Origin of the sequence: Azospirillum brasilense (assembly GCF_003349955.1) — a bacterium.
GTDB classification, from domain to species: domain Bacteria; phylum Pseudomonadota; class Alphaproteobacteria; order Azospirillales; family Azospirillaceae; genus Azospirillum; species Azospirillum brasilense_B.
In genome coordinates, this window is record NZ_QLKQ01000065.1 from 22115 (window position 1) to 44337 (window position 22223).

Consider the following 22223-nt stretch of genomic DNA (forward strand, 5'->3'; position numbering starts at 1 on the left):
TTAAGCCCGGTACTTGGCGATGAGGTCCGCGGCGAAGCCGTCGAGATTGTTGTCGGCGGGCAGGGTCTGGACGTAGGAGCAGCCGCGGCAGGCGTCGATCTCGTCGCGGCGGCCTTCCAGATGCTTCAGCCGGAAATCGCGCAGCCGTTCGCCGTTCCAGATGTCGCGCAGCGACTCCTCGGCGACGTTGCCGACGATGGTGCCCATGCGCCAGTCGGCGCAGCAGACCGACACCTCGCCGTTGAAGTTGATGGCCAGCTTCAGGAAGGGTTCCGAGCACACCTTCCGGGCGGTGTCGGGGGCGGCGGCGAAGGCGCTCTCCTCGGCCAGCGCCTCGCCATGCAGGGGATGGACGAACAGGCTGTCGGCGATCGGCGTGAAGGTGTCGATGAAGCTCTGCCGCTCCTCCTCCGTCAGCTCCACGTTGATGATCTTGCAGTGGAGGTGAAAGTTGCGGCCCAGCTCGGTTTTGCGGCGGTAGAGATAGGCCACGTTGTCGACGATGGTCTGGAAGCGGTCGAAGCGCCGGGTGACCCGCTTGTACATGGCATCGCTGGCCCCGTAGACGGAGACGCGCATGGCGTCCAGCCCGGCAGCCAGCAGGGCGTCCGCCCGCTCCGGCGTCAGAAGCGAGCCGTTGCTGGTCATCTCGACATGGCGGGCCAGCCCCTGCGACTTCAGACGATGGACCATGTGTTCGATCCGCGTGTTCACCAGCGGCTCGCCGTCCTTGTAGAGATGGACGGATTTGATCGGCGCGTCGAAGTCGGTGATGTCGTCGGCGATCTTGGCGAACAGGTCGAACTTCATGGCGCCGCGCGGGCGGCCGACCTCCTTCAGCAGCTCCGGGTTGCCGGTGGCGCAGAAGACGCAGCGGAAATTGCAGCCGTTCGACGGGTCGATCAGCAGCGAGAAGGGGGTGGTCAGCGGCAGCACCTGCGACAGGTCGTTGCGGTCGCGGTGGCGGCCGTAGGGAATGTTCGCGGGGGCGGCCGCTTCGGTGCTCACTTCGGTCATGACCTTCGCCGGGCAGGGCTGCGGAAAGCGTTTGACTAGCAAGGGATCACGCGCACCGTAAAGGAATCCTTCATTCCGGAAACCGGACAGTGGCCCGGCGCCCCCAATGCCGTGGGCGCAAGGTGGATTCCAAGGGTATGCTCGACAATTTCTCCCATCGCGTCGTCTACAGCGACCGGCGATTCTACGCCTCCTTCCCGTCCACGGCGACTCTGGCCGACGGGCGGGTGCTGGTGGCCTTCCGGCGCGCCCGCGACCACCGTTGGCTGCACGGGGAGCCGGCGGAGGGCAACGGCGACTTCGCCAGCGTCGACCATGTGGACTCGCGCTCCCACCTCGTGATCCAGCGCTTCACCCCGGATTTCGAGCCGGAGGGCGCGCCGCAGGCTCTGCCCACCGACCCGGAGGCGGGCGACCAGGACCCCAGCCTTCTGGTCCTGCGCTCGGGGCGGATCGTCCTGGGCAGCTTCGGCTGGTACCCGATGCCGGCGCGCCACGGCCTGCGGCTGCGCGAGAAGGGCGTCCACCTGCTGGGCAACGCCGAAACGTCGGGCACCTTCTTCCTGTTCTGGGGCGGCAGCACCCGGGTCAGCGACGACGGCGGGCGGCACTGGTCGGCGCACCGCTACCTGCCGGAACTGCCGGACCAGGGGCCGATCCTGCCCGGCCTGCGCCCGATGTTGGGCGGTGCGGTGCGCGGGCGGGCGGTGGAGGCGCCGGACGGCACGCTCCTGATGGCGACCTACACGGGCGGCCCCTACACCAGCTATCTGTTCGCCTCCCGTGACCGGGGAGAAAGCTGGGCGCTGCGCAGCACCATCGCCCGTGACCCGGCGGGCCGGGCCGGTTTCTGCGAGACCGCCCTGCACCTGACCGCGGACGGGCAACTCGTCGCCTTCCACCGCACCACCGGGCTCGGCGACCGCCTCGCCACCTCGGTCTCCCACGATCTCGGGGAGAGCTGGGCGCCGTGGATCGAGAGCGCGGTCATCGGGCATCCCTACGACGCCTGCCCGCTGCCCGACGGGCGGCTGCTCGTCGTCTACGGCTACCGTCACCAGCCCTACGGGGTGCGCGCCCGCGTCTGGGACAGCCGGCGCGAGACGCTGGAAAGCGCGCCGGAGATCGTCATCCGCGCCGACGCCCCGTCGCCCGACGTCGGCTATCCCTGGGCGACCGTGCTGGCGGACGGGCGGGTGGCGGTCTGCTACTACATCTGCGACGCGGCGGGCATCCGGCACATCCAGGCGACGCTGCTGCGCGTGAGCGGCTGATTGACGGGACTCCGCGCACCTCCTATCGTCCCCGGCCATACCGCAATCCCATGTTCCGGGGAGTAGAGTGTCCATGAAGCCCGCCCGCCGGCCGTCGAACCCGCTGTTTTCCTCCGGCCCCTGCGCCAAGCGGCCCGGCTGGTCGCTGGACGCCCTGGATGGCGCGCTGCTCGGCCGCTCCCACCGCTCGAAGCCGGGCAAGGCAAAGCTGAAGGAGGTCATTGATCTCACCCGCGCCGTCCTGGCAATCCCCGGCGACTACCGCATCGGCATCGTCCCGGGCTCCGACACCGGGGCGGTGGAAATGGCGCTGTGGAACCTGCTGGGTGAGCGCGGCGTCGACATGATGGCCTGGGAGAGCTTCGGCAAGGAGTGGGTGACCGACGTCACCAAGCAGCTCCGCCTGTCCGATGTGCGGACCATCCAGGCCCCCTACGGCGAACTGCCGGACCTGTCGCAAGCCGATTTCCGCCGCGACGTGGTGTTCACCTGGAACGGCACGACGTCGGGCGTGCGGGTGCCGAACGGCGACTGGATTCCGGCGGACCGCGAGGGCCTGTCGATCTGCGACGCCACCTCCGCCGCCTTCGCCATGGATATTCCCTGGAGCAAGATCGACGTCGCCACCTGGTCCTGGCAGAAGGTGCTGGGCGGCGAGGGCGCGCACGGCATGCTGGTGCTCAGCCCGCGCGCCGTGGCGCGGCTGGAGAGCTTCCAGCCCGACCGCCCGCTGCCCAAGATCTTCCGCCTGACCAGTGGCGGCAAGCTGATCGAGGGCATCTTCGTCGGCGACACCATCAACACGCCGTCCATGCTCTGCGTGGAGGACGCCATCGACGGGCTGCGCTGGTCGCTGTCGGTCGGCGGCCTGACCCAGCTCATCCGCCGGTCGGAGCAGAACCTGCGCATCGTCTCGGAATGGGTGGCGGCCTCGGCCTGGGCCGGCTTCCTGGGGGACGATCCGGCGACGCGCTCGTGCACGTCGATCTGCCTGCGCTTCACCGACCCGGAGGTGACCGCCCTGACGCCGGAGGCCCAGGCCGACTTCGCCAAGAAGCTCGCGGCGCTTCTGGAGAAGGAGGAGGCCGCCTTCGACGCCGGTTCCTACCGCGACGCCCCTCCGGGCCTGCGCCTGTGGGGCGGCGCCACGGTGGAGAACGAGGACATGGAGGCGGTCCTGCCCTGGCTCGACTGGGCCTTCGCCACGGTCAAGGCGGAGACCTTCGGGCGCTGAACCTTGACGTTGGTGCTACTGGGTAGTACTTGGTTGGAGGGGGAGAGCAACGCATGACCGTGAAGACCTCGATCTCGCTGACCGACGAACAGGAAGCTTTCGCACGCAGCCTTGTCGAGACCGGGCAATATCCAAGCCTCAGCGCGGTGCTCCAGCGCGGTCTCGACATGCTTCGGCGCGACACCGAGAGAAGCAACGCTGAGATCGAAGCGCTGCGGCTCCTGATCGACCAGCGCCGCGCCGGTGCGTTCGTCGATCTTGATGACGGCGAGGCTGAAACCCGGGCGATGCTGGAGCGCAAGCGGCGTGCGCGTGCGGCTCTATAAGGTCCGCCGTGCGGCCTCCGTTACCCGAGACCTCGACCTGATCGAGGATCATCTCGTCCAGGCTTATCGGGACCTGGGCGACGATGGGGAGCGCGCGATGGAACGGGCTGCCGGGCGGATCGGCGACGCTCTTTCCTACATGCGGACGTTCGAGGCCCATCCACACCGTGGCACCGAGCATCCGGACCTTCGATCCGGCATCCGCACCATCACCAGTCGGAACTTCATCTTCTATTTCGAAATCGATGAAGGGCTGGTTGAGGTCCGGATTCTCGCCGTCTTCTTCGGTGGGGTGAATCACAGCCACCAGATACTGGACAGGCTGCGCGGCTGAGCCACTTCGGCGCGGCCTTTTTCATGGCCCGCTCAATCCCGCCAGAAGCTCGGCAGAATCAGCACCAGCACGGTGAAGACCTCCAGCCGGCCCAGCAGCATGGCGAAGCTCAGCACCCATTTCGCGGCGTCGGGCAGGGGGGCCATGGTGCCCGCCGGGCCGACCACCGGCCCCAGCCCCGGCCCGGCGTTGGCGAGCGCGGAGGCGACGGCGCTGGCCGCGCTCAGATAGTCCACGCCCATCGCGGCGACCAGCAGCGACAGGATGCCGAAGGCCGCCATGAAGGCGAAGGCGAGGTTGATGACCGAGCCGACCACATCCTCGTCCAGCACCTTGCCCTGGTAGAGCGGGACCAGCACACGGTTCGGCTTCAGCATCCGCTGCATCTGGTTCAGCATCGACAGGGCCAGCACCTGCCAGCGGAAGATCTTGATGGAGCCCGCCGTCGATCCGGTGCAGCCGCCGATGAAGTAAAAGAAGAAGAAGGCGACGACGGCGAAGCTGCCCCAGGTCGAATAGTCGGTGGAGACGAAGCCGGTCCCGGTGATGATCGAGGTGACGTTCACCACCGAATGGCTGAGCGCGTCCCGGAAGGGCAGGCCGACCACGATGAAGGCCCACAGGGTCATGGCGACGCCGGCCACCAGCAGGATCGCCAGCAGCGCGTTCACCTGACTGTCGCCGAAGACCGGCGCGTTGCGCTGGCCGCGCAGCAGGCGGATGTACCAGGTCAGCGGCAAGGCCCCGCCGATCATCGAGAACGTCGCCACCCACAACACCGCGTGGGAGTCGAACCAGCCGAGCGAGGCGTCCTTCGTCGAGAAGCCGCCGGTGGCGATGGAGGCCATGGCGTGGTTGATCGCGTCGAACCACGTCATGCCGGCCAGATGGTAGGCCACCGCTGACAGGACGGTCAGCGCCAGATAGATCATGGCGATGGCGCCGGCGGTGTCCTGCACCGTGGCAAAGGGTTTGTCGCCCTTGTCGGAGGACTCGGTGCGGAAGAGCTGCATGCCGCCGACCCGCAGGATGGGCAGCACCGCGATCGCCATGACGATGATGCCGACCCCGCCGAACCAGTTCAGCAGCGACCGCCACAGCAGGACCCCCGGCGGGGCGTCGTCCAGCCCGACGATCACCGTGCCGCCGGTGGTGGAGAGGCCCGACATCGCCTCGTAATAGGCGTCGGTGAAGGACAGGCGGGCGGCGGAGATCATGAAGGGCAGGGCGCCGAAGGCCGCCAGGACGCACCAGGACAGCGTTGTCAGCAGGAAATGCTGCTTTACGGTGAAACGCGCGTGCTCCTTGCTCGACGTCGCCAGGACCATGCCGCCGCTGACCGCCAGCGTCGCCGCGCTGGAGCCGACGAAGGCCGTCCAGTCGCTGTTGCCCGCCGCGGCGTCGGCCAGCGCCGGCGCCAGCATGCCGAGCCCCAGGATGGTCAGAAGGATACCGATGATGTGGAAGACCGGTCCCAGCGCAATTCCATTGCCGACGCCATTGCCCAAGGCTGTGCCCTTCGTCGCCGCGGAGGCCGATGGCGGCGCCCCGTCTTGTCCCGATGTGATGCGCTGATTATCCAAAGGGGCGTGTGCTGTCCATCCGCATCGGAGCGGCCGGTCCATGCGTGGCTCACACGAAGCCGGCTTCTCCCAACATCCGGTAGAAGTCGCGCAAGGCGCGCTGCTGCGCCCCGTCGTCGGGCAGGTCCTCCACGTATTTCCGGTCGAACTGCGGTTGGCGGAGATGCTCGACGACGCGGCGCCGGACCATTTCCAGGGCCCGCCGGCTGCGCAGGATGCCCGGTGCGCAGACTTGAAGCAGACGGTTCGCCCGCAGCCGCAACGCGTCGCCGGGATCGTCCAGCCGCTCGACCACCCGCTCCTCGGTGATGTAGGCCACCAGGAGCGCGTCGAGGTCGGCGGTCAGGCGGGTCCGTGCCTCCTCCGGCAGCGCCGAGTCGGCGGCTTGGCAGTAGAGCAGGGTCAGCGCTTCCAGATTGTCGCGGGGCGGCAAGCGAGGGTGGATGAAGCGGCCATAGCCCGCCGGGGTGCCGGTCAGCGCGTGCAGCAGCCGGGCGATGTCCCCGGCGTGCCCATGGCCGAGGTCGGAGTCGGCCAGCGCGAGCAGGAAGCGCACCCGGTCCCGCGCGTCGGGGATGCGGCCGGCCACCTCCGCGATGGCCTGCTTGCGGCCCGGCGCTCCGCCGCCCTCCAGGAAGCGCAGGTAGCGCAGGACCAGCGCCTCGGCCATCGGCCCGCCGCCGGCCGGTCCGTCGGGGCCGAGCGTGCGCTTCAGGATCTCCTGGAAGGCCTCCATCTCCAGAGACGGGTCAGAGCGGTAGAGCGGCTGCGTGCCCTTCAACTGGCGGCGCACCAGATCCAGGATGACCAGCCGCGTCTGGTCGAGGTCGTGGAAGGCGAGAAGCTCGTTCAGCTGGACGGCGCGGTCGCCCTCCGCCCGCTTGGCGGGGGACAGGCGGCCCCGCGACAGGTCGATCAGGTTGCACAGCGCCTCCGCCAGGCTTCCCTGGGCGCCGAGAAGCTCCTGCGCGACGGAGGGAGCGCCCAGGACGTCGGCGATCACCCCGTCGAGCAGCCCCAGCGGCCGGTCGGCCGCCGCCCCGTCCTCCCGCGCCAGTTCACCCAGGAAGTCCAGCTTGGCCAGCCAGTTGCGCATCTGCACCAGCTCGCGCGACAGCACGACGCGGGCGAGGAAGTCGCGCTCCTCCGCCGGCAGGCTCGAATCCAGCCGGTCGAACATGGGGCGGAAGCCGGTGGCGGCGATGGGAGGCAGGTCCTTGCGCGCGGCGGCGGCCCGCGCCCGGTCGGTCAGTTCGTGCATCAGCCGGTTCAGCGCGTCGCGCCGCCCGCGCCCGTCCGTCCCGGCCTTCTCCGCCTGGAGTGCTGCGACCCGCCCGACCGCGGTGGGCACGAGGTTGTCGGTGTTGAGAAGCCGCGCCAGTTCCGCGTGGTTGTGCAGCACCTCGGTCGGGGTGACCACCGCGCGCTCCACGTAGTTGCGCAGGACGCGGTTCATCGTCATGCGGCTCTGCACGCCGTAGCAATGGTCGAGCGTCAGGCAGAGCGCCGGCGCCTCGTCGATGGGGGAGGCGGCCACCGTGCGGGAGACTTGGCGGAACTCCACATGGACTTCCGTCTCGACATGGCGGCCGTCCGGGCGCCGCCAGTCGCGCACCACCCGCATGCCCTCGATCCGGCCGCCGGACAGCGCCTTGCGGCCGAAGGCCAGCGCCTCCGCCTCGGTGTCGAGGCGGGCTTCCAGAACCCAGTGGTCCTGGGCGTAGATCTGCACTTCGTAACTGGCGGACGGGCGTGCCATGGCGTCGTTCCCCCGCTGCTGCCGGCACGGTTCGTACACAGGATGCCGGAGGTTTCGCATCAAACTCAACAAGGATTCGATTGGAATACAATTCTGTTTCGAACCTTTCCGGGCGGGCGCCTGTCGTCGGCGCAGGGGAGACGGGCACAGGCTGCGGGGCTTTTCCGTTTGCATGAGGAAGGGGGGTGGGGTATTGACCCGCTCCGTATGCCCGAGCACCGCATGCCCACCGGACTTGCGGGCTCTCGCCATGCCGACGGTTTGCCACTTATTCGACGAGACGACGCAGGCCATGCCCGCTGATTCCCTGAGCTCCGCCCTGTTGCCCGCCGGACTGCACGATGTGCTGCCGCCCGAAGCGGCGCACGAAGCGGCGGCGGTGGCGCGCCTGCTGGCGGATTTCACGGCCCACGGTTATGAGCGCGTCGAGCCGCCGCTGGTCGAGTTCGAGGACCATCTGCTGTCCGGCTCCGGCGCCGCCATGGCGAAGCAGACCTTCCGGCTGATGGACCCGCTGTCGCAGCGCATGATGGCCGTGCGCGCGGACATCACCCCGCAGATCGTGCGCATCGCCACCACCCGCCTGAAGAACGGCGCCCGCCCGGTGCGGCTGTGCTACGCCGGACCGGTGCTGCGCGTGAAGGGCTCGCAGCTGCGTCCCGAGCGGCAGATCACCCAGGTCGGCGTCGAGCTGATCGGCCCGCTGGAGGCCGAGGCGGACGCCGAGGTGATCCTGCTCGCCGCCCACGCCCTGGAAGGGGTGGGGGTGCGGCACCTGTCGGTGGATCTCTGCGTGCCGACCATGGTGGCGCGGGTCTGCCGCGGCCTGGGGCTCGGCGAGGAGGAGACCGCCCGCCTGCGCGAAGCGCTGGACAAGAAGGACGCCGCGGCGGTGAGCGCGGTCGGCGGTCCGGCGGCCTCGCTGCTGCAGACGCTGATGGCCGCCTCCGGCCCGGCCGAGCGCGCCATGGAGGTGCTGTCGGCGCTGCCGCTGCCGGAAACGGCGGAGAAGGACCGGCGCCGCCTGACCGACGCCCTGCGCCTGCTGCGCGCCGCGCGCCCCGATCTGACGATCACCGTCGATCTGGTCGAGCACCGCGGCTTCGAGTACCAAACCGGCCTCAGCTTCACCCTGTTCGCGCGCGACGTGCGCGGCGAGCTGGGGGCGGGGGGCCGCTACCGCGCCGGGGTTCGTCCGGGCGTGGAGGAGGAGGGCGAGCCGGGGACCGGCTTCACCCTCTACATGGACACGCTCCTGCGCGCCGTTCCGGCGCCGGAGCCGGCCAAGCGCGTGTATGTGCCGCATGGCACCTCCTGGGCCGCAGCGGGCAAGCTGCGCGCCGAGGGCTGGGTCACCGTGGCGGGGCTGGCCCCCGTGGCGGACGCGGCGGCGGAGGCCCGGCGGCTGGATTGCGGCCACCGGCTGGACGGCGGCACGGTCACGCCGCTGACTTGAGACTTCACGAGAGGCGACCCCCGCGCCGCGGGGGCGCCTTTGCATGGGCAACGTTTCTTTCTGCCTTCTTTTTTTGCGGAGACACACATGGCCAACGTGGCGGTGGTCGGCGCCCAGTGGGGCGACGAGGGCAAGGGCAAGATCGTCGACTGGCTGTCCAGCCGGGCCGACGTGGTGGTGCGCTTCCAGGGCGGTCACAACGCCGGCCACACGCTGGTGATCAACGGCGTGACGTACAAGCTGAGCCTGCTGCCTTCGGGCGTGGTTCGGCCGAACAAGCTGTCGATCATCGGCAACGGCGTCGTCTTCGACCCCTGGGCCTTCATCCGCGAAGTGACGGCGATCAAGAGCCAGGGCGTGGACGTGTCCCCCGCCACGCTCCAGGTCGCCGAGAACGTTCCGCTGATCCTCCCGGTCCACAGCGCGCTCGACAAGGCGCGCGAGGAGGCCCGCGGCGCCGGCAAGATCGGCACGACCGGCCGCGGCATCGGCCCGGCCTATGAGGACAAGGTGGCCCGCCGGGCCATCCGCCTGTGCGACCTCGGCGACGAGGCGGTGCTGAAGGAGAAGGTGGACGCCCTGCTGGCCCACCACAACCTGCTGCTCCGCGGCCTGGGCGCGCCGGAGATGACCCCGGCCGACATCCTGGACCCGCTGCGCGAGATCACCCCGCAGGTGCTGCCCTACGCCTCGGTCGTCTGGAAGACGCTGGACGAGCTGCGCCGCGCCGGCAAGCGCATCCTGTTCGAGGGCGCGCAGGGCCAGATGCTCGACATCGACCACGGCACTTATCCCTTCGTCACCTCCTCCAACACGGTGGCCGGCAACGCCGCCGCCGGCAGCGGCATGGGCCCGCGCGCCGTCGGCTATGTGCTGGGCATCTGCAAGGCCTACACGACCCGCGTCGGCTCCGGCCCCTTCCCGACGGAGCTGTTCGACGACGTCGGCGAGCTGATCGGCCAGCGCGGCAAGGAGTTCGGCGTGGTCACCGGCCGCAAGCGCCGTTGCGGCTGGTTCGACGCCGTGATGGTGCGCCAGGCTGTGAAGACCGGCGGCATCGACGGCATCGCCATGACCAAGCTGGACGTGCTGGACGGCTTCGACGAGATCAAGGTGTGCGTCGGCTACCGTCTGGACGGGCAGGAGCTGGATTACTTCCCGGCCAACGCCGGCGCCCAGGCCCGCGTCGAGCCGATCTACGAGACCTTCGAGGGTTGGAAGGACAGCACCCAGGGCGCCCGCTCCTGGGCGGAGCTGCCGGCCCAGGCGGTGAAGTACGTCCGTCATGTGGAAGAGCTGATCCAGGCCCCGGTGGCCCTGCTGTCCACCAGCCCGGAGCGCGACGACACCATCCTGATGAACGATCCGTTCCAGGATTGAGCCGCAAACGCGGTTGACGAGTGGTTGAGGCGGGCCCCCACCCAACCCTCCCCCGCTTTCGCAGGGGAGGGCTTACTCTCCTCCCCCTGCGAAAGCGGGAGGAGGTCGGGAGGGGGGCCCGACGCGACCACTTCCCCCGCGTTAACAGTTTGTTTGCCCTTTTCGAGCGACTAAGGCTGGCACACGCTCGCAGGCTCCGGGGATTCGAACGCCATGCCATCCGATGCCATGACCGCAGCCGCCGCGGATCGGATGATGGCGAACGCCGAGCCGGTCAAGCTGGCCGAGCGGTACGAGATCATTCCCAGCGCGCCGCTCGCCGCCCTCAACACCATCGGCGGCAACGCCTACACGGCCAAGCCGCTGCGTGACAAGCGCTCCGAAGCCTTCGCCATCATCGGCCACGGCGCCACGCTGGCCCGCACCGACATCGCCGCCACCATCGCAAGCCTCGACAACCAGGCCCACATGCGCCTGCTCGACTGGGGCATGGTGGACTGGCCGGCGAGCCAGGGGCGGCGCCTCTGCATGATCTTCGAGCGCCCGGCGGGCAAGCGGCTGATGAACAGCCTGACCGAGGCCGCGGACCCGATCCCCGAAGACCATCTGACCCGCCAGATCATCCATCCGCTGGTCGCGGCGCTGAAGGAGCTGTCGAGCCGCGGCGTGGTCCATGGCGCGATCCGTCCGACCAACCTCTACTACCGCGATCTGGCCTCCAGCAGCCTGATGCTGGGCGAATGCCTGTCCACCCCGCCCGGCTACGGCCAGACGGTCCTGCTGGAGACGGTGGAGCGCGGCATGGCCTCGCCGGCCGGGCGTGGCACCGGCACCATGGCCGACGACCTCTACTCGCTGGGCGTCACGCTGCTGCTCCTGCTGCTGGGGCGCAACCCGGTGGGGGCGGCGGAGGACGAGGCGATCCTCCAGGCCAAGATCGAGCGCGGCTCCTACCCGGCGCTGGTCGGCCAGATGCGCCTGCCGCTGGCCATCAGCGAGGTGATCCGCGGCCTGCTGGTGGACGATCCCAAGCAGCGCTGGACGCTCCAGGACCTCGACCTCTGGGTCGCCGGCCGCCGCCTCAGCCCGAAGCAGCCGCAGGTGCCGCGCCGCGCCGCCCGTCCGTTGGAGTTCCAGGGACAGGATTACTGGCATTGCCGGACGCTGGCCCGCGCCTTCGCGCGCCATGTGGCGCCCGCCGCCACGGTCATCGAGGGCGGCGAGCTGGACAAGTGGCTGCGCCGCTCCATGGGCGACGACGCGCGGGCCGAGGCGGTGGCGAACGCGGTGCAGACCGCCTCGACCACCGGCAAGGGCGGCAGCATGGCCGAACGGCTGGTCGCCCGCGTCTGCATGGCGCTGGACCCTGGCGCGCCCATCCGCTACCGCGGCAAGGCGATGATGCCCGACGGCATCGGCACCATGCTGGCCGACGCCTTCCTGCGCGGCGAGTCGCCGCAACCGTCCGCCGAGGTGCTCGCCAACCAGCTTCCCATGTTCTGGGTGAGCGTGCAGAGCGACTTCAAGCCGGAGTTCGTGCCGATGGTGCAGAACTTCGATCAGGTCCGCGGTCTGCTGGACCGCACGGGCCACGGGCTGGGGGTGGAGCGCGTGCTCTACGAGATGAACCCAACCATGCCCTGCATCAGCCCGCTGGTCGCCAAGCAGATGCCGACCAGCCCGGCGGAGCTGCTGCGCGCGCTCGACTGGATGGGGGCGGGAAGCGAACGGCACAAGGACCCCATCGACCGCCACATCGCCGCCTTCCTGGCGGTGCGGCACCGGCGGACCGACGAGATGCTCTACACCCAGCTCGGTTCCAGCATCGAACCGATGCGCCGGGTAATCGCCATGCTGACCATCCTGGCCGACGTGCAGGCGCGCACCGGCACCGACGGGCTGTCGCACCTCGCCGCCTGGGTGGTGTCGCTGCTCGACCCCGCGTTCCGCCGCTTCCACAGCCGGCCGCACCAGGACAATGTGCGCAAGCTGGCCGACTCCGCGGCCCACAACGGGCGCCTCGGCGACCTGCTGAAGATCGTCGACGATCCGGAGGCGCTGCGCCGCGACAAGCTGGAGTTCGAAGCGGCCCAGATCGCATACCGCGAGGCCGACGCCGAGATCAACAAGTTGCGGCAGAGCATCGGCGACCGGAACAGCATCATCGAATCGTCCGGTCGGCAGGTGGCGGCCATCGTGTCGAGCCTGCTGTCGACCCTTCTGGTTGGCGGCATCATCCTCTTCTTCGCCTTCTGACGGCGGCCTTCAAACCAAGGATCGGGTGGCACCCATGGCGCGCGGCGGCAAGAGCGGCGGAAAGAAGAAGAAGCGCAAAGGCAGCATGCTGACGCTGATCCTGCTGATCATCCCGGCGGGTCTGGTGGTGTTGCCCACCTCGATCCTGTTCGGAATCGGCATGATCCCGACCATCGTCGCCTACGTCACCGACCGCGACCCGGAGAAATCGGCGCCGATCACCGTCGGCGGGCTGAATTTCTGCGGCTGCATGCCCTACGCCATCGAGCTGTGGAAGCACAACCACACCATTGGCGCCGCCGGCAAGATCTTCATGGACCCGCTGGCCTGGCTGGTGATGTACGGCGCGGCGGCGATCGGCTGGGCGCTCTACTTCGGCATTCCGCCGATGGTGGCGAATTTCGAGGTGATGCGCGCCGAGAAGCGGGTGAGCGCGCTGAAGGATGTGAAGGTCGGCCTCGTCCAGGAATGGGGGCCGGAGGTCGCCGGCGACCTGTTCGACGAGGCCGGCGGTCTGTCGGCGGACGAGCAGGACCCACTGGCCGAGCCCGCCGGGGCGTGAGGGTACCTCCGATCGCTTCCGATATCCCCTCTCCCCTCTGGGGAGAGGGTTAGGGTGAGGGGGGGGCGCATGGCGGGATGTTCGGCAAAAGCACAACCCCCTCACCGCCCGCTTCGCGGGCACCCTCTCCCCGCTTTCGGCGGACCGGAGGTCCGCCTGTCGCGTCAGCGCAAACGAAGTTTGCGCGTGAGCGGAGGGGAGAGGGTTAAGAGGAGACCGTTACCCGGCCAGCTTCTGCTCCACCGCGGCGTTGCGGATGGCCTTCTGGAGCTTCTCGAAGGCGCGCACCTCGATCTGGCGGACGCGCTCGCGGCTGATGCCGTACTTCTGCGAGAGGTCCTCCAGCGTGGTCGGGTTGTCGCGCAGGCGGCGCTCCACCAGGATGTCGCGCTCGCGCTCGTTCAGGTTCTCCATGGCGGCGGTCAGCAGCTTGCGCCGCTTGCCCAACTCCTCGTTCTCGGCGAGCGAGATTTCCTGGTTCGCCGTCTCGTCGACCAGCCAGTCCTGCCACTCGCCCTCGCTGTCGGCGCGCAGCGGCGCGTTCAGCGAATGGTCGGGGGCGCCCAGCCGGCGGTTCATGTTGACGACGTCCTGCTCCGGCACGTCGAGCGTCGTGGCGATGTGGCGCACCTGCTCGGGCGACATGTCGCCCTCCTCGATGGCCTGCATCTGGCCCTTCAGGCGGCGCAGGTTGAAGAACAGCTTCTTCTGGGCCGCCGTGGTGCCCATCTTCACCAGCGACCAGCTGTGCAGGATGTATTCCTGGATGGCGGCGCGAATCCACCACATGGCGTAGGTCGCCAGCCGGAAGCCGCGGTCGGGGTCGAAGCGCTTCACCGCCTGCATCATGCCCACGTTGCCCTCGGAGATCAGCTCCGACAGCGGCAGGCCGTAGCCGCGGTAGCCCATGGCGATCTTCGCCACGAGCCGCAGATGGCTGGTCACCAGCTTGTGCGCGGCGTCCGAATCCTCGATCTCCTGCCAGCGCTTGGCCAGCATGTACTCCTCCTCCGCCGCGAGCATGGGGAACTTGCGGATTTCCTGGAGGTAGCGCGAGAGGTTGCTTTCGGAACTGATGACCGGAACGCTGGATATCGTCGCCATGTTGGACCCTCTCCGACGGCTGTTGTTCGTGCCTTCTCACGGGCACACGGCCGTTCACTGTTCTGCGCCGCCTCGCCGTCCGCTTGCCCGTTCGATCCGCCGGGGATGGTCACGGATGCAAGCGTGAGCGTTGGTGGCTGTTGACGCGAAGAATAACCGACTTCTGCGCGCGGGTATAGTGGATTACAGGGATTCTAAGAAATCTGACAAATCTTTAATATCCGTGGGTAGCGGCGCCTGGAAGCGCACCGTCTCCCCTGTTGCGGGATGGCGGAAGGTCAATCCCACGGCGTGCAACGCCTGCCGTGGAAAGCCAACAAACCGCTCGCGATCGGGTTCCGGCAGGGCAGAGGCGTGCTTGCCGCCGGCGCGGCCGGCACGCCCCTTGCCGTAGAGCGGATCGCCCACGATGGGGTGGCCGATGTGCGCCATGTGCACGCGGATCTGGTGGGTGCGCCCGGTCTCCAGCGTGCATTCGACCAGCGCCAGCGCCGTGCCGAAGGAGCGGACGACGCGGTAGCGGGTCGCCGCGTGTTTCCCGCCGCCGGTGACCACGGCCATCTTCTTGCGGTCGCTGCCGCTGCGCCCGATGTTGCCCTCGATCCGGCCCTCGCGCGGGGAGGGGACCCCCCAGACGAGCGCCTGGTAGGTGCGGCTGAGCGTGCGGCCGGAGAACTGCTCCGTCAGCGCGTGGTGCGCGCGGTCGTTCTTGGCGACGACCATCAGGCCGCTGGTGTCCTTGTCGAGGCGGTGGACGATGCCCGGACGCCGCACGCCGCCGATCCCCGACAGGCTGTCGCCGCAATGGGCGAGCAGGGCGTTGACCAGCGTGCCGTCCGGATTGCCGGCGGCGGGGTGGACCACCATGCCCGCGGGCTTGTCGATCACCAACACGTCCTCATCCTCGTAGACCACGTCCAGGGGTATGTCCTGGGCCTCGGGCTGTGCAGGTTCAGCTTCGGGTATGAAAACGTCGAAAGTTTGTCCGGGCCTGACCTTCACGGACGGGTCGGTGACCGTCCGCCCGGTGCCATCCTGCACGCAGCCCTTCTCCAGCAGCACCTGCACACGCGACCGCGACAGGCCGGGAAGCCCCGTCGCCAGGGCTTTGTCGAGCCGCTGGCCGGCGGCGTCGTCCGGAACGCTCCAGCGCTGCCGCGTGCCTTCGCCGGTTTCGCCGTCCTGCGTTCCGGTGTATTCGTCCTCATCGTCGTCGAATTCGGTGCGTTCGGGCATCGTTCGGCAAAACTCCTCACATTCGCGCGAGAGTGGACCCCAAACCGTGCAGTTCCTCAAGGCACTCATCGTCATCATGGGCGTGATGATCATCGCCGGCTTCGCGTTCCTCGGCGTCGAACTCTACAAGCGCATCAACGATCCGGAGCGCCGGGCCGCCGTCGACGCCGAGCGAGCGATCACCGCCGCCGGCCGGACGGAGGAGGTTGTGCTGGGCCTGCCGGCGGGCGCGCGCCTGGGCGAGCCGGTGGCGGTGGGCAACCGTGTGGTCTTCCGCGTCACCATACCGGACGCCGCGGACCGCCTTTATGTGATGGACCCGCGCACCGGCGCCATCGCCGTGACCGTCACCGCCGGAGCCGCCGCGCCATGACCGACGCCATCCCGACCACGCCCTTCCTGTACGACTTCCGCAGCGACAATGTGGCCGGCGCCGCGCCGGAGGTGGTCAACGCCCTGGCCGCGGCCGCGGTCGGGTCCGCCGACCCCTATGGGCAGGACCCGCTGACCGCCAGCGTCACCCGCCGCCTGTCGACCCTCTTCGAGGCCGAGGTGACGGTGTTCCCGGTCGCCACCGGGACGGCCGCCAACGCGCTGGCTCTGTCGGCCCTGGTCCCGCCCTACGGCGCGGTCTACTGCCACCAGGAAAGCCACATCCACGTCGACGAGTGCGGCGCGCCCGAAATGGCCACCGGTGGGGCCAAGCTGGTGCCGCTGGCCGGGGAGGGCGGCAAGCTGACCCCCGCCGCGCTGACCGCGGCGCTCGGCGGTGCGGGCATCGGCGTGGTGCACCGGGTGCAGCCCGCCGCTCTCAGCCTGACCCAGGCGACGGAGGCCGGCACGGTCTATCGTCCGCAGGAGGTGGCGGCCCTGTCCGACGTCGCCCACGCCCACGGCATGGCCGTGCACATGGACGGCGCCCGCTTCGCCAACGCGGTGGCCCGGCTGGGCTGCGCCCCGGCGGAGGTGACCTGGAAGGCCGGTGTGGACGTGCTGTCGCTGGGCGGCACCAAGGGCGGCTGCCTCGCCGCGGAGGCCGTGGTGTTCTTCAACCCGGCGCTGGCCGAGGATTTCGGCTTCCTGCGCAAGCGGGCCGGGCATCTGGTGTCCAAGGGCCGCTTTCTGTCGGCGCAGCTCGACGCCTGGCTGGCTGACGGCCTGTGGCTGCGGCTGGCCCGCCACGCCAACGCCATGGCCGACCGGCTGTCGCAGGGCCTTGCCGCACTGCCGGGGGCGGAGCTGGCCCATCCGGTGGAGGCCAACGAAATCTTTGTGCATCTGCCCGCCGCGGTGGCCGATGGGCTGGAGGCGGCGGGCTATCGCTTCTACCGCTGGGAGGGGGATCTGCTGCGTCTGGTCACCGCCTTCGACACGCCGCAGGCCGTCGTGAATTCTTTTCTGAAAATCGCCAAGGATCTGTCAGAAAAGGCTTGATCGGACCGGGTGGGTTCGCTAAAAACCCGCCACGCCGACGACGCCACGTCGTCAGACGACGAAAGACTGTCCCCTTCGTCTAGAGGCCTAGGACACCGCCCTCTCACGGCGGTAACAGGGGTTCGAATCCCCTAGGGGACGCCACTTTCGTTCGGCTGGCAACCGAGCATCGCCCGATGAAGGTCCCCTTCGTCTAGAGGCCTAGGACACCGCCCTCTCACGGCGGTAACAGGGGTTCGAATCCCCTAGGGGACGCCATCCTTTCCGGCACCACGATCCACGGCCCGCCTTTCGGCGGGCCATCGTCGTTTTGGCATTACCGCTTTGTGCCGCCCGTCCGGGTGGACGTGCTCAACTCGGCGACCTCCTCCTGCTTGGCGGCGGGCAGGCCGGCCGAGCGCGCCACGCTCGAATCGTGGGGGTGGACGCGGCGCGGGTAGACGCTGTGGACCTTGACCACGTAATCCTGCGTCTCGCGGTAGGGCGGGACGCCCTTGTACTGGACCACCGCCCCTTCGCCCGCGTTGTAGCCGGCCAGCGCCAGGGTCACGTTGCCGTCGAAATAGGCCAGCAGCCAGCGCAGATACTTCATGCCGCCGCGCAGGTTCTGCTCGGGGTCGAAGGGCTTGGTCACGCCGAAGCGCTCCGCCGTCTCCGGGATGAGCTGCATCAGCCCCATGGCGTTCTTTTCCGACACCACATCGACGCGGTAGCCGGATTCCACGGCGATCACCGCCAGCACCAGATCGGGGTCGAGCCCGTAGCTGGGAGCCATTTTGGTGACCATGGCGCGGATTTCCTTGGGCGGCATGCGGATCACGCCCCAGCGCACGCTCGGCGGTTCGCAGCGGTCGGGAGCCTTCCCCGCCGTGCTCTTGCCTGTCCCGACCTTGACCATCTGCGCCGCGTCCTCGTTGCCCAGCAGCGCGGCGCGGCGCAGCCAGGAGCGGCCGAGATCCTCGTCCTTCGACACCGCGCCACGGCCGGCCATGTGCATGCGTCCGGCGCGGTAGGCGGCTTCGGGATAGTCCTGGCGGGCCGCCCGGCAGTAAAGGGAGAGGGCCATCCGCTCATCCCGGTTCACGCCTTTGCCGACCTCGTAGCGCATGGCCAGCTCATATTGGGCGCGGGCGCTGCCCTTGCTGGCGAGCGCCTCCAGCGCGCGGATCGTGCGCTCGGTCGAGCTTTGGAAGGCGGGGGGCTGGGCCGTCGCCGTCTGCACGGCCGGTTGGGCGGATGCGTCCTGGGCCATGGCCGGCGACGCCGTCAGAAAGGACGCGATCAGCCCGCCGGCGGCCAGCGCCACCGCGCTTTTCACCGTCTTGACGCAGCTTTTGCCGATTGGTGAAGCCGACCGGTCTTTCGGCGTATGCGGGAAGATCGCCGCCTTAGAGCCAACGTCCGGCTGTCCACGAAAGACGTAATGCGATATGGTTCCGGCCAAGAGAGGAAGCGGAACACAATGAAATAAGACTTCCGCTAAGGGACGGAAACGCCGCCTATACACAGAAGAAGAACCGCTGGCAGCGGACCTGCGGAAGGATGAATGAGCGAATTCATCGTTGGCCATAGACATGGCTATCCCGCAAAGGAGATTTGAGGTCGGTTGGTTAAAGCCAGCCGGCCTTTTCCTTTTGAGCAAAGTCATGAAGCCTCCCGTATGTCCGGAGACGATACCTCATCCCCGAACGAATGCTACGGGAGCAATCGGGCAATCCATGGCATTTAGGGGTAATCTCGCCAAATTGTTAAGGGGCTTAGCCTTTTTCCCAACTGGCAGCCCCTGAGGCGCGCCATTACGTACTGATGGACCGACGATTGTCGTTGGAGAATCCGGTTAAGCCCCGCGCGCTTTCGGCGCTCGGCGGGGTCCGGAGCGATGGTTCGGGCGTTGTCAGACGCGCCCGGCATGATCGGGACATCTTTCGGTACACAGGGAGGCAGCGTTCCACCGATGGCGAACCACGTCGCGAGTTCCTTGCGCCGTCCGGCAAGCAGCCCCGCGCCGCTTGACCCCGTCGCCCTCAAGCCGGTGATGGGAAGCCGCCGTGCGGACGAGGACGAGTTGAACGTTGCGGTCGAAGCCGAGGATGGCGTCGAAGCCGACGATCCGGCCGTCGAAGACGCGGCGGAAGCGCCCTCGGCGCCGTTGGCGCCCCCCGATCCGGCGATCATCGCGCAGATCGAGGCGGAGATTCCCCGCCTGCGCCGTTTCGCCCGCGCCATGGTGCGGGACGCCACGCTGGCCGACGATCTCGTCCAGGAATGCCTGGAGCGCGCCCTGTCGCGCCTGCATCTCTGGCGGCCCGGCAGCAACCTGCGCGCCTGGCTCTTCACCATCCTGCGCAACCTGCACATCAACGGCATCCGCCGCCGGCAGGCGGTCGTGGACATCGACGGGGAAGGGCAGGCGGCGATCGGCGCCGCCCATGGCGGCCAGTTCGTCCGCTTGGAACTGCGCGACCTGAAGCGCGCGCTTGGCCTGCTGCCGACCGAGCAGCGGGAGGTGGTCCTGCTGATCGGGCTGGAGGGCATCTCCTACGGCGAGGCCGCCGACATTCTCGGCATTTCCATCGGCACCGTGAAGTCGCGCCTGTCGCGCGGACGGCGGGCTCTGCGCCAGCTCATGGAAGGGCACAGCCCGACGGACGAGGACTGACCGGTCCTCGTGTCTTCCCCTCTGACGCCGGGCGCACAGAGAAACCGGCAACGCTCCGGGTGGGGCGTTGCCGGTCAGGTGCGAGGCTAACATCGAGAGGCTTTCGGGGTACTCGCGAGCCCGGCCTTGCGAGACGTGAAAGACCGGACAAGGGCGCGCTGCGGGAAACGCCCGCCCGGACGGTTCCGGGCGGGTGCTGGGTCTAGCGGCGCCTGACCAGGCCCAGAATCAAACTCGCCGCGAACAGGATCAGGAAGAGGAAGAACAGGATTTGCGCAATGCCCGAAGAGGCCGATGCAATCCCGCCAAAGCCGAGCGCGCCGGCGATCAGCGCGATCACGAAGAAAACAAGTGCCCAATAGAGCATCCTAACCTCCCTCGCTCGGTCCGAAGCGCGTTACGGCTCGTCCGGCGCGCAGTCTGTTGAACGTCGTACTCTGTGAAGAGCGTGTCAGTATTGTGCAGAACACGACTCAGCTTGCAAAGGTTCCCGGCCCCGGCCGCCGTAAAGAGCTTTTTTTGGGTAGGGTCGGTTCCAAAAGGGGGAGGGGCATCCCGATAACGCTGGCTTGACCGCAACAACCGCCGATGAGCGCTGTTGTCGGGGTCGCCAGCCTGCTTGGTTCCGGCCGGGCGGGCGAAAAGGCGCGGCACCGCTCCGCCGGTGCGAGACGCCCTATCGAGAGAAGAGGATGCCATGAACGCCAAACTGTCCCTCGCCGTTCTCGCCGCGACCCTGGCCGCCGCCCCCGCCGCGATGGCCCAGACCTACCAGAACAACGCGCCCCAGGTGCCTTACGAACGCTCCAGCCCGTCGGGCCTGCCGACCACCAGCCCGCAAGTGGAAAGCCTGCCCAACGAGCGGGCGGAGCCGTGGACCGATCAGACCCAGAACCGCCAGACCCAGAATCGGATGCCCGACGGCCGCATGCCCGACCGGGTGACCAGCGGCAGCGCCGAATCCACCGTCGGCGCCGGCACCGCGGGCACCTACGGCAGCACCGGCACCTATGCGGCGCCCGGCACCTACGGTTCGACCGGCACCATGAACAACAGCATGCCGAACAGCGGCGCGATGGGGACCACCGGTTCGGCCACCGGCTCCATGCACAACACCATGCCCAACTCCATGCAGGGCAACCGGCAGGTCATCATGAACGTCGACCCGAACACCGCCCAGCGCGCCGAGCGCGGCCAGAACCGCAAGGAGCTGATGCAGACCTCGCTGCTGAACTACTTCAGCGCCGCCGGCTTCACCTCGGTCCGCGATTTCCGCAAGCAGGGCGAGAACTACGTGGCGGAGGCCCAGTCGGCCAACGGCACCTGGAGCACCGTGCTCCTCGACGCCAACACCGGGACGATCTCCGAAATCCGCTGATCCCCGGCACTTGCGGATCTCGGTTTGCCGCGGCTCAGTCCATCAGCCGCGGCCATGATCCGGTCAGGCGGCCGTAACCCGCCGAAACCGACGCGTTGTACAGGGGCAATGGCTGGCGCAGCCGTTGCCCCGCGTCGCGTCCAAGGGTGCGCACCGCGGTCGCCAGCCGCCCGTCCGGGGGCCAGGAGCCGCCGGGGCTGAAAGGCACCGTCAGCGCGATTCCCTGCTCCAGCCGCCCGCCGTAGCGGCTCTGCGCACCCTCCGGCCCCTCGGTCCAAGTGACCTGGGCGGACAGGCGGACCCCACCGTCGAAGGCTCGCATCAGTTCGACCGTGCCGCCCCAATCCCCGCCGAGATAGCGGCCCAGCCGCAGCACGCCCGTGGTGGCGGCTCCCGGCGCCTCCCAATAGAGGCTGGCGTGGCCGGTGTTCCGGCCGCTTTCCGCGGCGAGGCGCAGCGCGTCCTTGGGCGGGCGCTTCCAGACGCGGTTGAGGTCGAGCCCGAGCGCCCAGCGCGCCGTCGGGGGGCGGTACAGCGCCTCGCCGCCGACGCCGCCGAACATTTCCTCGACATGCCCCAGGGACAGGCGCGTGCTCCACCTCTCGGAAGGTGCGGCCAGCCACGCCGCGTACAGCCGCTCGACCGTGGCGCTCCGGTCGGCGTAGCGCGGCAGGTCGCTGCGCACCGGGGCCGCCGCCGGGATGGCGTTGGTGTCGAGGAGGTGGAGGCTGTGGCTGACGTTCACCCGCAGCCCGCCGCTGAAGACCAGCCCGCGGAACGGTTCCACGGTCAGCACCGCGTCGCTGTAGGTCCGCTGCGCCAGCGGGGCGCTCTGCTCGAACAGGCTGGCCTCCACCGTTGGGGTAATGCTCAGGGCGAGCCGCGTCGGCCAGTCCGGAGGGGGGCCGGCGGAGCGTTCCACGCGGGTCGTCCGCCAGATCTCCTCGGGGCTGCCGCGCTTGCTGGCCGCCTGCTCGACGGCGCGACGCGACAGGGTGACGGCGGTGCCGTCCAGTCCGTTGCTGCCGGTGACGACGGTCAGCCATTCGACCTCCGGCGGCGCGCCGTCAGCCAGCAGGCGGGCGGCGCGCCCAACCTCCTGCGCCAGCGGGGCGGTGCCGTCGCCCGCCGGGTCCAGCCACAGGGCGGCGCGGTCGCCGTCGATCCGCGCGGTGCGGGCGGGCAGCCGGTGAAGCCGGGCCAGGGCGGCGATGTCCGGGGCGGGCAGGGC

Annotated in this window: 20 protein-coding genes and 2 tRNA genes; 14 read left to right on the plus strand and 8 right to left on the minus strand. The window is 69.0% G+C overall.

The features are described 5' to 3' along the window. On the minus strand, positions 1 to 1017 hold the full coding sequence (locus tag DXK32_RS23840; RefSeq protein ID WP_114860775.1) for a radical SAM/SPASM domain-containing protein: 1017 nt from the start codon (positions 1015 to 1017) through the stop codon (positions 1 to 3). Between the two features lie 137 nt (positions 1018 to 1154). Here DXK32_RS23840 and DXK32_RS23845 point away from each other — a divergent pair, with 137 nt between their 5' ends. The 4 genes from DXK32_RS23845 (at position 1155) to DXK32_RS23860 (ending at position 4185) form a co-directional block, all read left to right on the plus strand. Then, complete coding sequence (locus DXK32_RS23845; RefSeq protein WP_114860776.1) at positions 1155 to 2291, plus strand: sialidase family protein; 1137 nt, start codon at positions 1155 to 1157, stop codon at positions 2289 to 2291. A gap of 73 nt (positions 2292 to 2364) precedes the next feature. Further along, a complete protein-coding gene (locus tag DXK32_RS23850) occupies positions 2365 to 3525 on the plus strand; it encodes a phosphoserine transaminase (protein ID WP_114860777.1) in 1161 nt (386 codons plus the stop codon). A 53-nt stretch (positions 3526 to 3578) separates the two neighbouring features. After that, a complete protein-coding gene (locus DXK32_RS23855; protein WP_114860778.1) occupies positions 3579 to 3851 on the plus strand; it encodes a ribbon-helix-helix domain-containing protein in 273 nt (90 codons plus the stop codon). Continuing rightward, entirely contained in the window at positions 3832 to 4185 is a 354-nt protein-coding gene (locus DXK32_RS23860; RefSeq protein WP_114860779.1) for a type II toxin-antitoxin system RelE/ParE family toxin, read from the plus strand. Before DXK32_RS23855 ends, DXK32_RS23860 begins: the two co-directional genes overlap by 20 nt. Before the next feature lie 32 nt (positions 4186 to 4217). Here DXK32_RS23860 and DXK32_RS23865 read toward each other — a convergent pair whose 3' ends face one another. Together DXK32_RS23865 and DXK32_RS23870 are read right to left on the minus strand one after the other, a co-directional pair. Then, a complete protein-coding gene (locus DXK32_RS23865) occupies positions 4218 to 5693 on the minus strand; it encodes a TrkH family potassium uptake protein (protein ID WP_247877312.1) in 1476 nt (491 codons plus the stop codon). Positions 5694 to 5817: 124 nt separating this feature from the next. Beyond that, the gene (locus tag DXK32_RS23870; RefSeq protein ID WP_114860780.1) at positions 5818 to 7527 is read right to left on the minus strand and encodes a hypothetical protein; all 1710 of its coding nucleotides are present in this window, start codon (positions 7525 to 7527) and stop codon (positions 5818 to 5820) included. 292 nt (positions 7528 to 7819) lie between these two features. Here DXK32_RS23870 and DXK32_RS23875 point away from each other — a divergent pair, with 292 nt between their 5' ends. From DXK32_RS23875 to DXK32_RS23890, 4 genes are all read left to right on the plus strand, one after another. Continuing rightward, entirely contained in the window at positions 7820 to 8983 is a 1164-nt protein-coding gene (locus DXK32_RS23875; RefSeq protein ID WP_114860781.1) for an ATP phosphoribosyltransferase regulatory subunit, read from the plus strand. Between the two features lie 87 nt (positions 8984 to 9070). Continuing rightward, positions 9071 to 10363: an adenylosuccinate synthase gene (locus DXK32_RS23880; RefSeq protein WP_114860782.1), complete on the plus strand. Its 1293-nt coding sequence runs from the start codon at positions 9071 to 9073 to the stop codon at positions 10361 to 10363. Positions 10364 to 10576: 213 nt separating this feature from the next. Further along, positions 10577 to 12619 (plus strand): serine/threonine protein kinase, encoded by a 2043-nt coding sequence (locus tag DXK32_RS23885; RefSeq protein WP_114860783.1) that lies wholly within the window; start codon positions 10577 to 10579, stop codon positions 12617 to 12619. A gap of 34 nt (positions 12620 to 12653) precedes the next feature. Beyond that, positions 12654 to 13181: a hypothetical protein gene (locus DXK32_RS23890; protein WP_114860784.1), complete on the plus strand. Its 528-nt coding sequence runs from the start codon at positions 12654 to 12656 to the stop codon at positions 13179 to 13181. A 219-nt stretch (positions 13182 to 13400) separates the two neighbouring features. Here DXK32_RS23890 and rpoH read toward each other — a convergent pair whose 3' ends face one another. After that, entirely contained in the window at positions 13401 to 14285 is an 885-nt protein-coding gene (gene rpoH, locus DXK32_RS23895; RefSeq protein ID WP_114860785.1) for an RNA polymerase sigma factor RpoH, read from the minus strand. Positions 14286 to 14468: 183 nt separating this feature from the next. Next, positions 14469 to 15521 (minus strand): RluA family pseudouridine synthase, encoded by a 1053-nt coding sequence (locus DXK32_RS23900; protein ID WP_114860786.1) that lies wholly within the window; start codon positions 15519 to 15521, stop codon positions 14469 to 14471. 46 nt (positions 15522 to 15567) lie between these two features. On the opposite strand from DXK32_RS23900, the gene DXK32_RS23905 reads away from it, so the two are divergent. The 4 genes from DXK32_RS23905 to DXK32_RS23920 all read left to right on the plus strand — a co-directional run bounded on the left by DXK32_RS23905 (position 15568) and on the right by DXK32_RS23920 (position 17213). Further along, the gene (locus tag DXK32_RS23905) at positions 15568 to 15894 is read left to right on the plus strand and encodes a hypothetical protein (RefSeq protein WP_114860787.1); all 327 of its coding nucleotides are present in this window, start codon (positions 15568 to 15570) and stop codon (positions 15892 to 15894) included. Further along, positions 15891 to 16955, plus strand: coding sequence for a threonine aldolase family protein (locus tag DXK32_RS23910; protein WP_114860788.1), 1065 nt, complete (start codon positions 15891 to 15893; stop codon positions 16953 to 16955). The genes DXK32_RS23905 and DXK32_RS23910 overlap by 4 nt, the downstream gene beginning before the upstream one ends. A gap of 68 nt (positions 16956 to 17023) precedes the next feature. Next, a tRNA-Glu gene (locus DXK32_RS23915) sits at positions 17024 to 17099 on the plus strand. A 38-nt stretch (positions 17100 to 17137) separates the two neighbouring features. Continuing rightward, positions 17138 to 17213 (plus strand) — tRNA-Glu (locus tag DXK32_RS23920). A 58-nt stretch (positions 17214 to 17271) separates the two neighbouring features. On the opposite strand, the gene DXK32_RS23925 is transcribed toward DXK32_RS23920, so the two are convergent. After that, positions 17272 to 18261, minus strand: a complete 990-nt coding sequence (locus DXK32_RS23925) for a transglycosylase SLT domain-containing protein (RefSeq protein WP_114860789.1) — start codon at positions 18259 to 18261, stop codon at positions 17272 to 17274. A gap of 648 nt (positions 18262 to 18909) precedes the next feature. Between DXK32_RS23925 and DXK32_RS23930 the strand changes: the two genes are divergently transcribed. Beyond that, positions 18910 to 19614: a sigma-70 family RNA polymerase sigma factor gene (locus DXK32_RS23930; RefSeq protein ID WP_114860790.1), complete on the plus strand. Its 705-nt coding sequence runs from the start codon at positions 18910 to 18912 to the stop codon at positions 19612 to 19614. Positions 19615 to 19816: 202 nt separating this feature from the next. Here DXK32_RS23930 and DXK32_RS23935 read toward each other — a convergent pair whose 3' ends face one another. Beyond that, entirely contained in the window at positions 19817 to 19981 is a 165-nt protein-coding gene (locus DXK32_RS23935) for a DUF1328 domain-containing protein (RefSeq protein ID WP_035674837.1), read from the minus strand. A gap of 330 nt (positions 19982 to 20311) precedes the next feature. On the opposite strand from DXK32_RS23935, the gene DXK32_RS23940 reads away from it, so the two are divergent. Further along, the gene (locus tag DXK32_RS23940) at positions 20312 to 20992 is read left to right on the plus strand and encodes a hypothetical protein (RefSeq protein WP_114860791.1); all 681 of its coding nucleotides are present in this window, start codon (positions 20312 to 20314) and stop codon (positions 20990 to 20992) included. A 34-nt stretch (positions 20993 to 21026) separates the two neighbouring features. Here DXK32_RS23940 and DXK32_RS23945 read toward each other — a convergent pair. Next, the coding region (locus tag DXK32_RS23945; RefSeq protein WP_162801328.1) for a YjbH domain-containing protein at positions 21027 to 22223 on the minus strand (1197 nt) is incomplete at its 5' end.

What these genes read in the sequence shown, in the direction of transcription:
- DXK32_RS23870 (WP_114860780.1), bottom strand. Translation starts at nt 7,527, where the DNA reads ATGGCACGCCCGTCCGCCAGTTACGAAGTGCAGATCTACGCCCAGGAC.
- DXK32_RS23840 (WP_114860775.1), bottom strand. Translation starts at nt 1,017, where the DNA reads ATGACCGAAGTGAGCACCGAAGCGGCCGCCCCCGCGAACATTCCCTAC.
- DXK32_RS23845 (WP_114860776.1), top strand. Translation starts at nt 1,155, where the DNA reads ATGCTCGACAATTTCTCCCATCGCGTCGTCTACAGCGACCGGCGATTC.
- DXK32_RS23875 (WP_114860781.1), top strand. Translation starts at nt 7,820, where the DNA reads ATGCCCGCTGATTCCCTGAGCTCCGCCCTGTTGCCCGCCGGACTGCAC.
- DXK32_RS23900 (WP_114860786.1), bottom strand. Translation starts at nt 15,521, where the DNA reads ATGCCCGAACGCACCGAATTCGACGACGATGAGGACGAATACACCGGA.
- rpoH (WP_114860785.1), bottom strand. Translation starts at nt 14,285, where the DNA reads ATGGCGACGATATCCAGCGTTCCGGTCATCAGTTCCGAAAGCAACCTC.
- DXK32_RS23890 (WP_114860784.1), top strand. Translation starts at nt 12,654, where the DNA reads ATGGCGCGCGGCGGCAAGAGCGGCGGAAAGAAGAAGAAGCGCAAAGGC.
- DXK32_RS23855 (WP_114860778.1), top strand. Translation starts at nt 3,579, where the DNA reads ATGACCGTGAAGACCTCGATCTCGCTGACCGACGAACAGGAAGCTTTC.
- DXK32_RS23850 (WP_114860777.1), top strand. Translation starts at nt 2,365, where the DNA reads ATGAAGCCCGCCCGCCGGCCGTCGAACCCGCTGTTTTCCTCCGGCCCC.
- DXK32_RS23935 (WP_035674837.1), bottom strand. Translation starts at nt 19,981, where the DNA reads ATGCTCTATTGGGCACTTGTTTTCTTCGTGATCGCGCTGATCGCCGGC.
- DXK32_RS23880 (WP_114860782.1), top strand. Translation starts at nt 9,071, where the DNA reads ATGGCCAACGTGGCGGTGGTCGGCGCCCAGTGGGGCGACGAGGGCAAG.
- DXK32_RS23910 (WP_114860788.1), top strand. Translation starts at nt 15,891, where the DNA reads ATGACCGACGCCATCCCGACCACGCCCTTCCTGTACGACTTCCGCAGC.
- DXK32_RS23885 (WP_114860783.1), top strand. Translation starts at nt 10,577, where the DNA reads ATGCCATCCGATGCCATGACCGCAGCCGCCGCGGATCGGATGATGGCG.
- DXK32_RS23930 (WP_114860790.1), top strand. Translation starts at nt 18,910, where the DNA reads ATGGCGAACCACGTCGCGAGTTCCTTGCGCCGTCCGGCAAGCAGCCCC.
- DXK32_RS23940 (WP_114860791.1), top strand. Translation starts at nt 20,312, where the DNA reads ATGAACGCCAAACTGTCCCTCGCCGTTCTCGCCGCGACCCTGGCCGCC.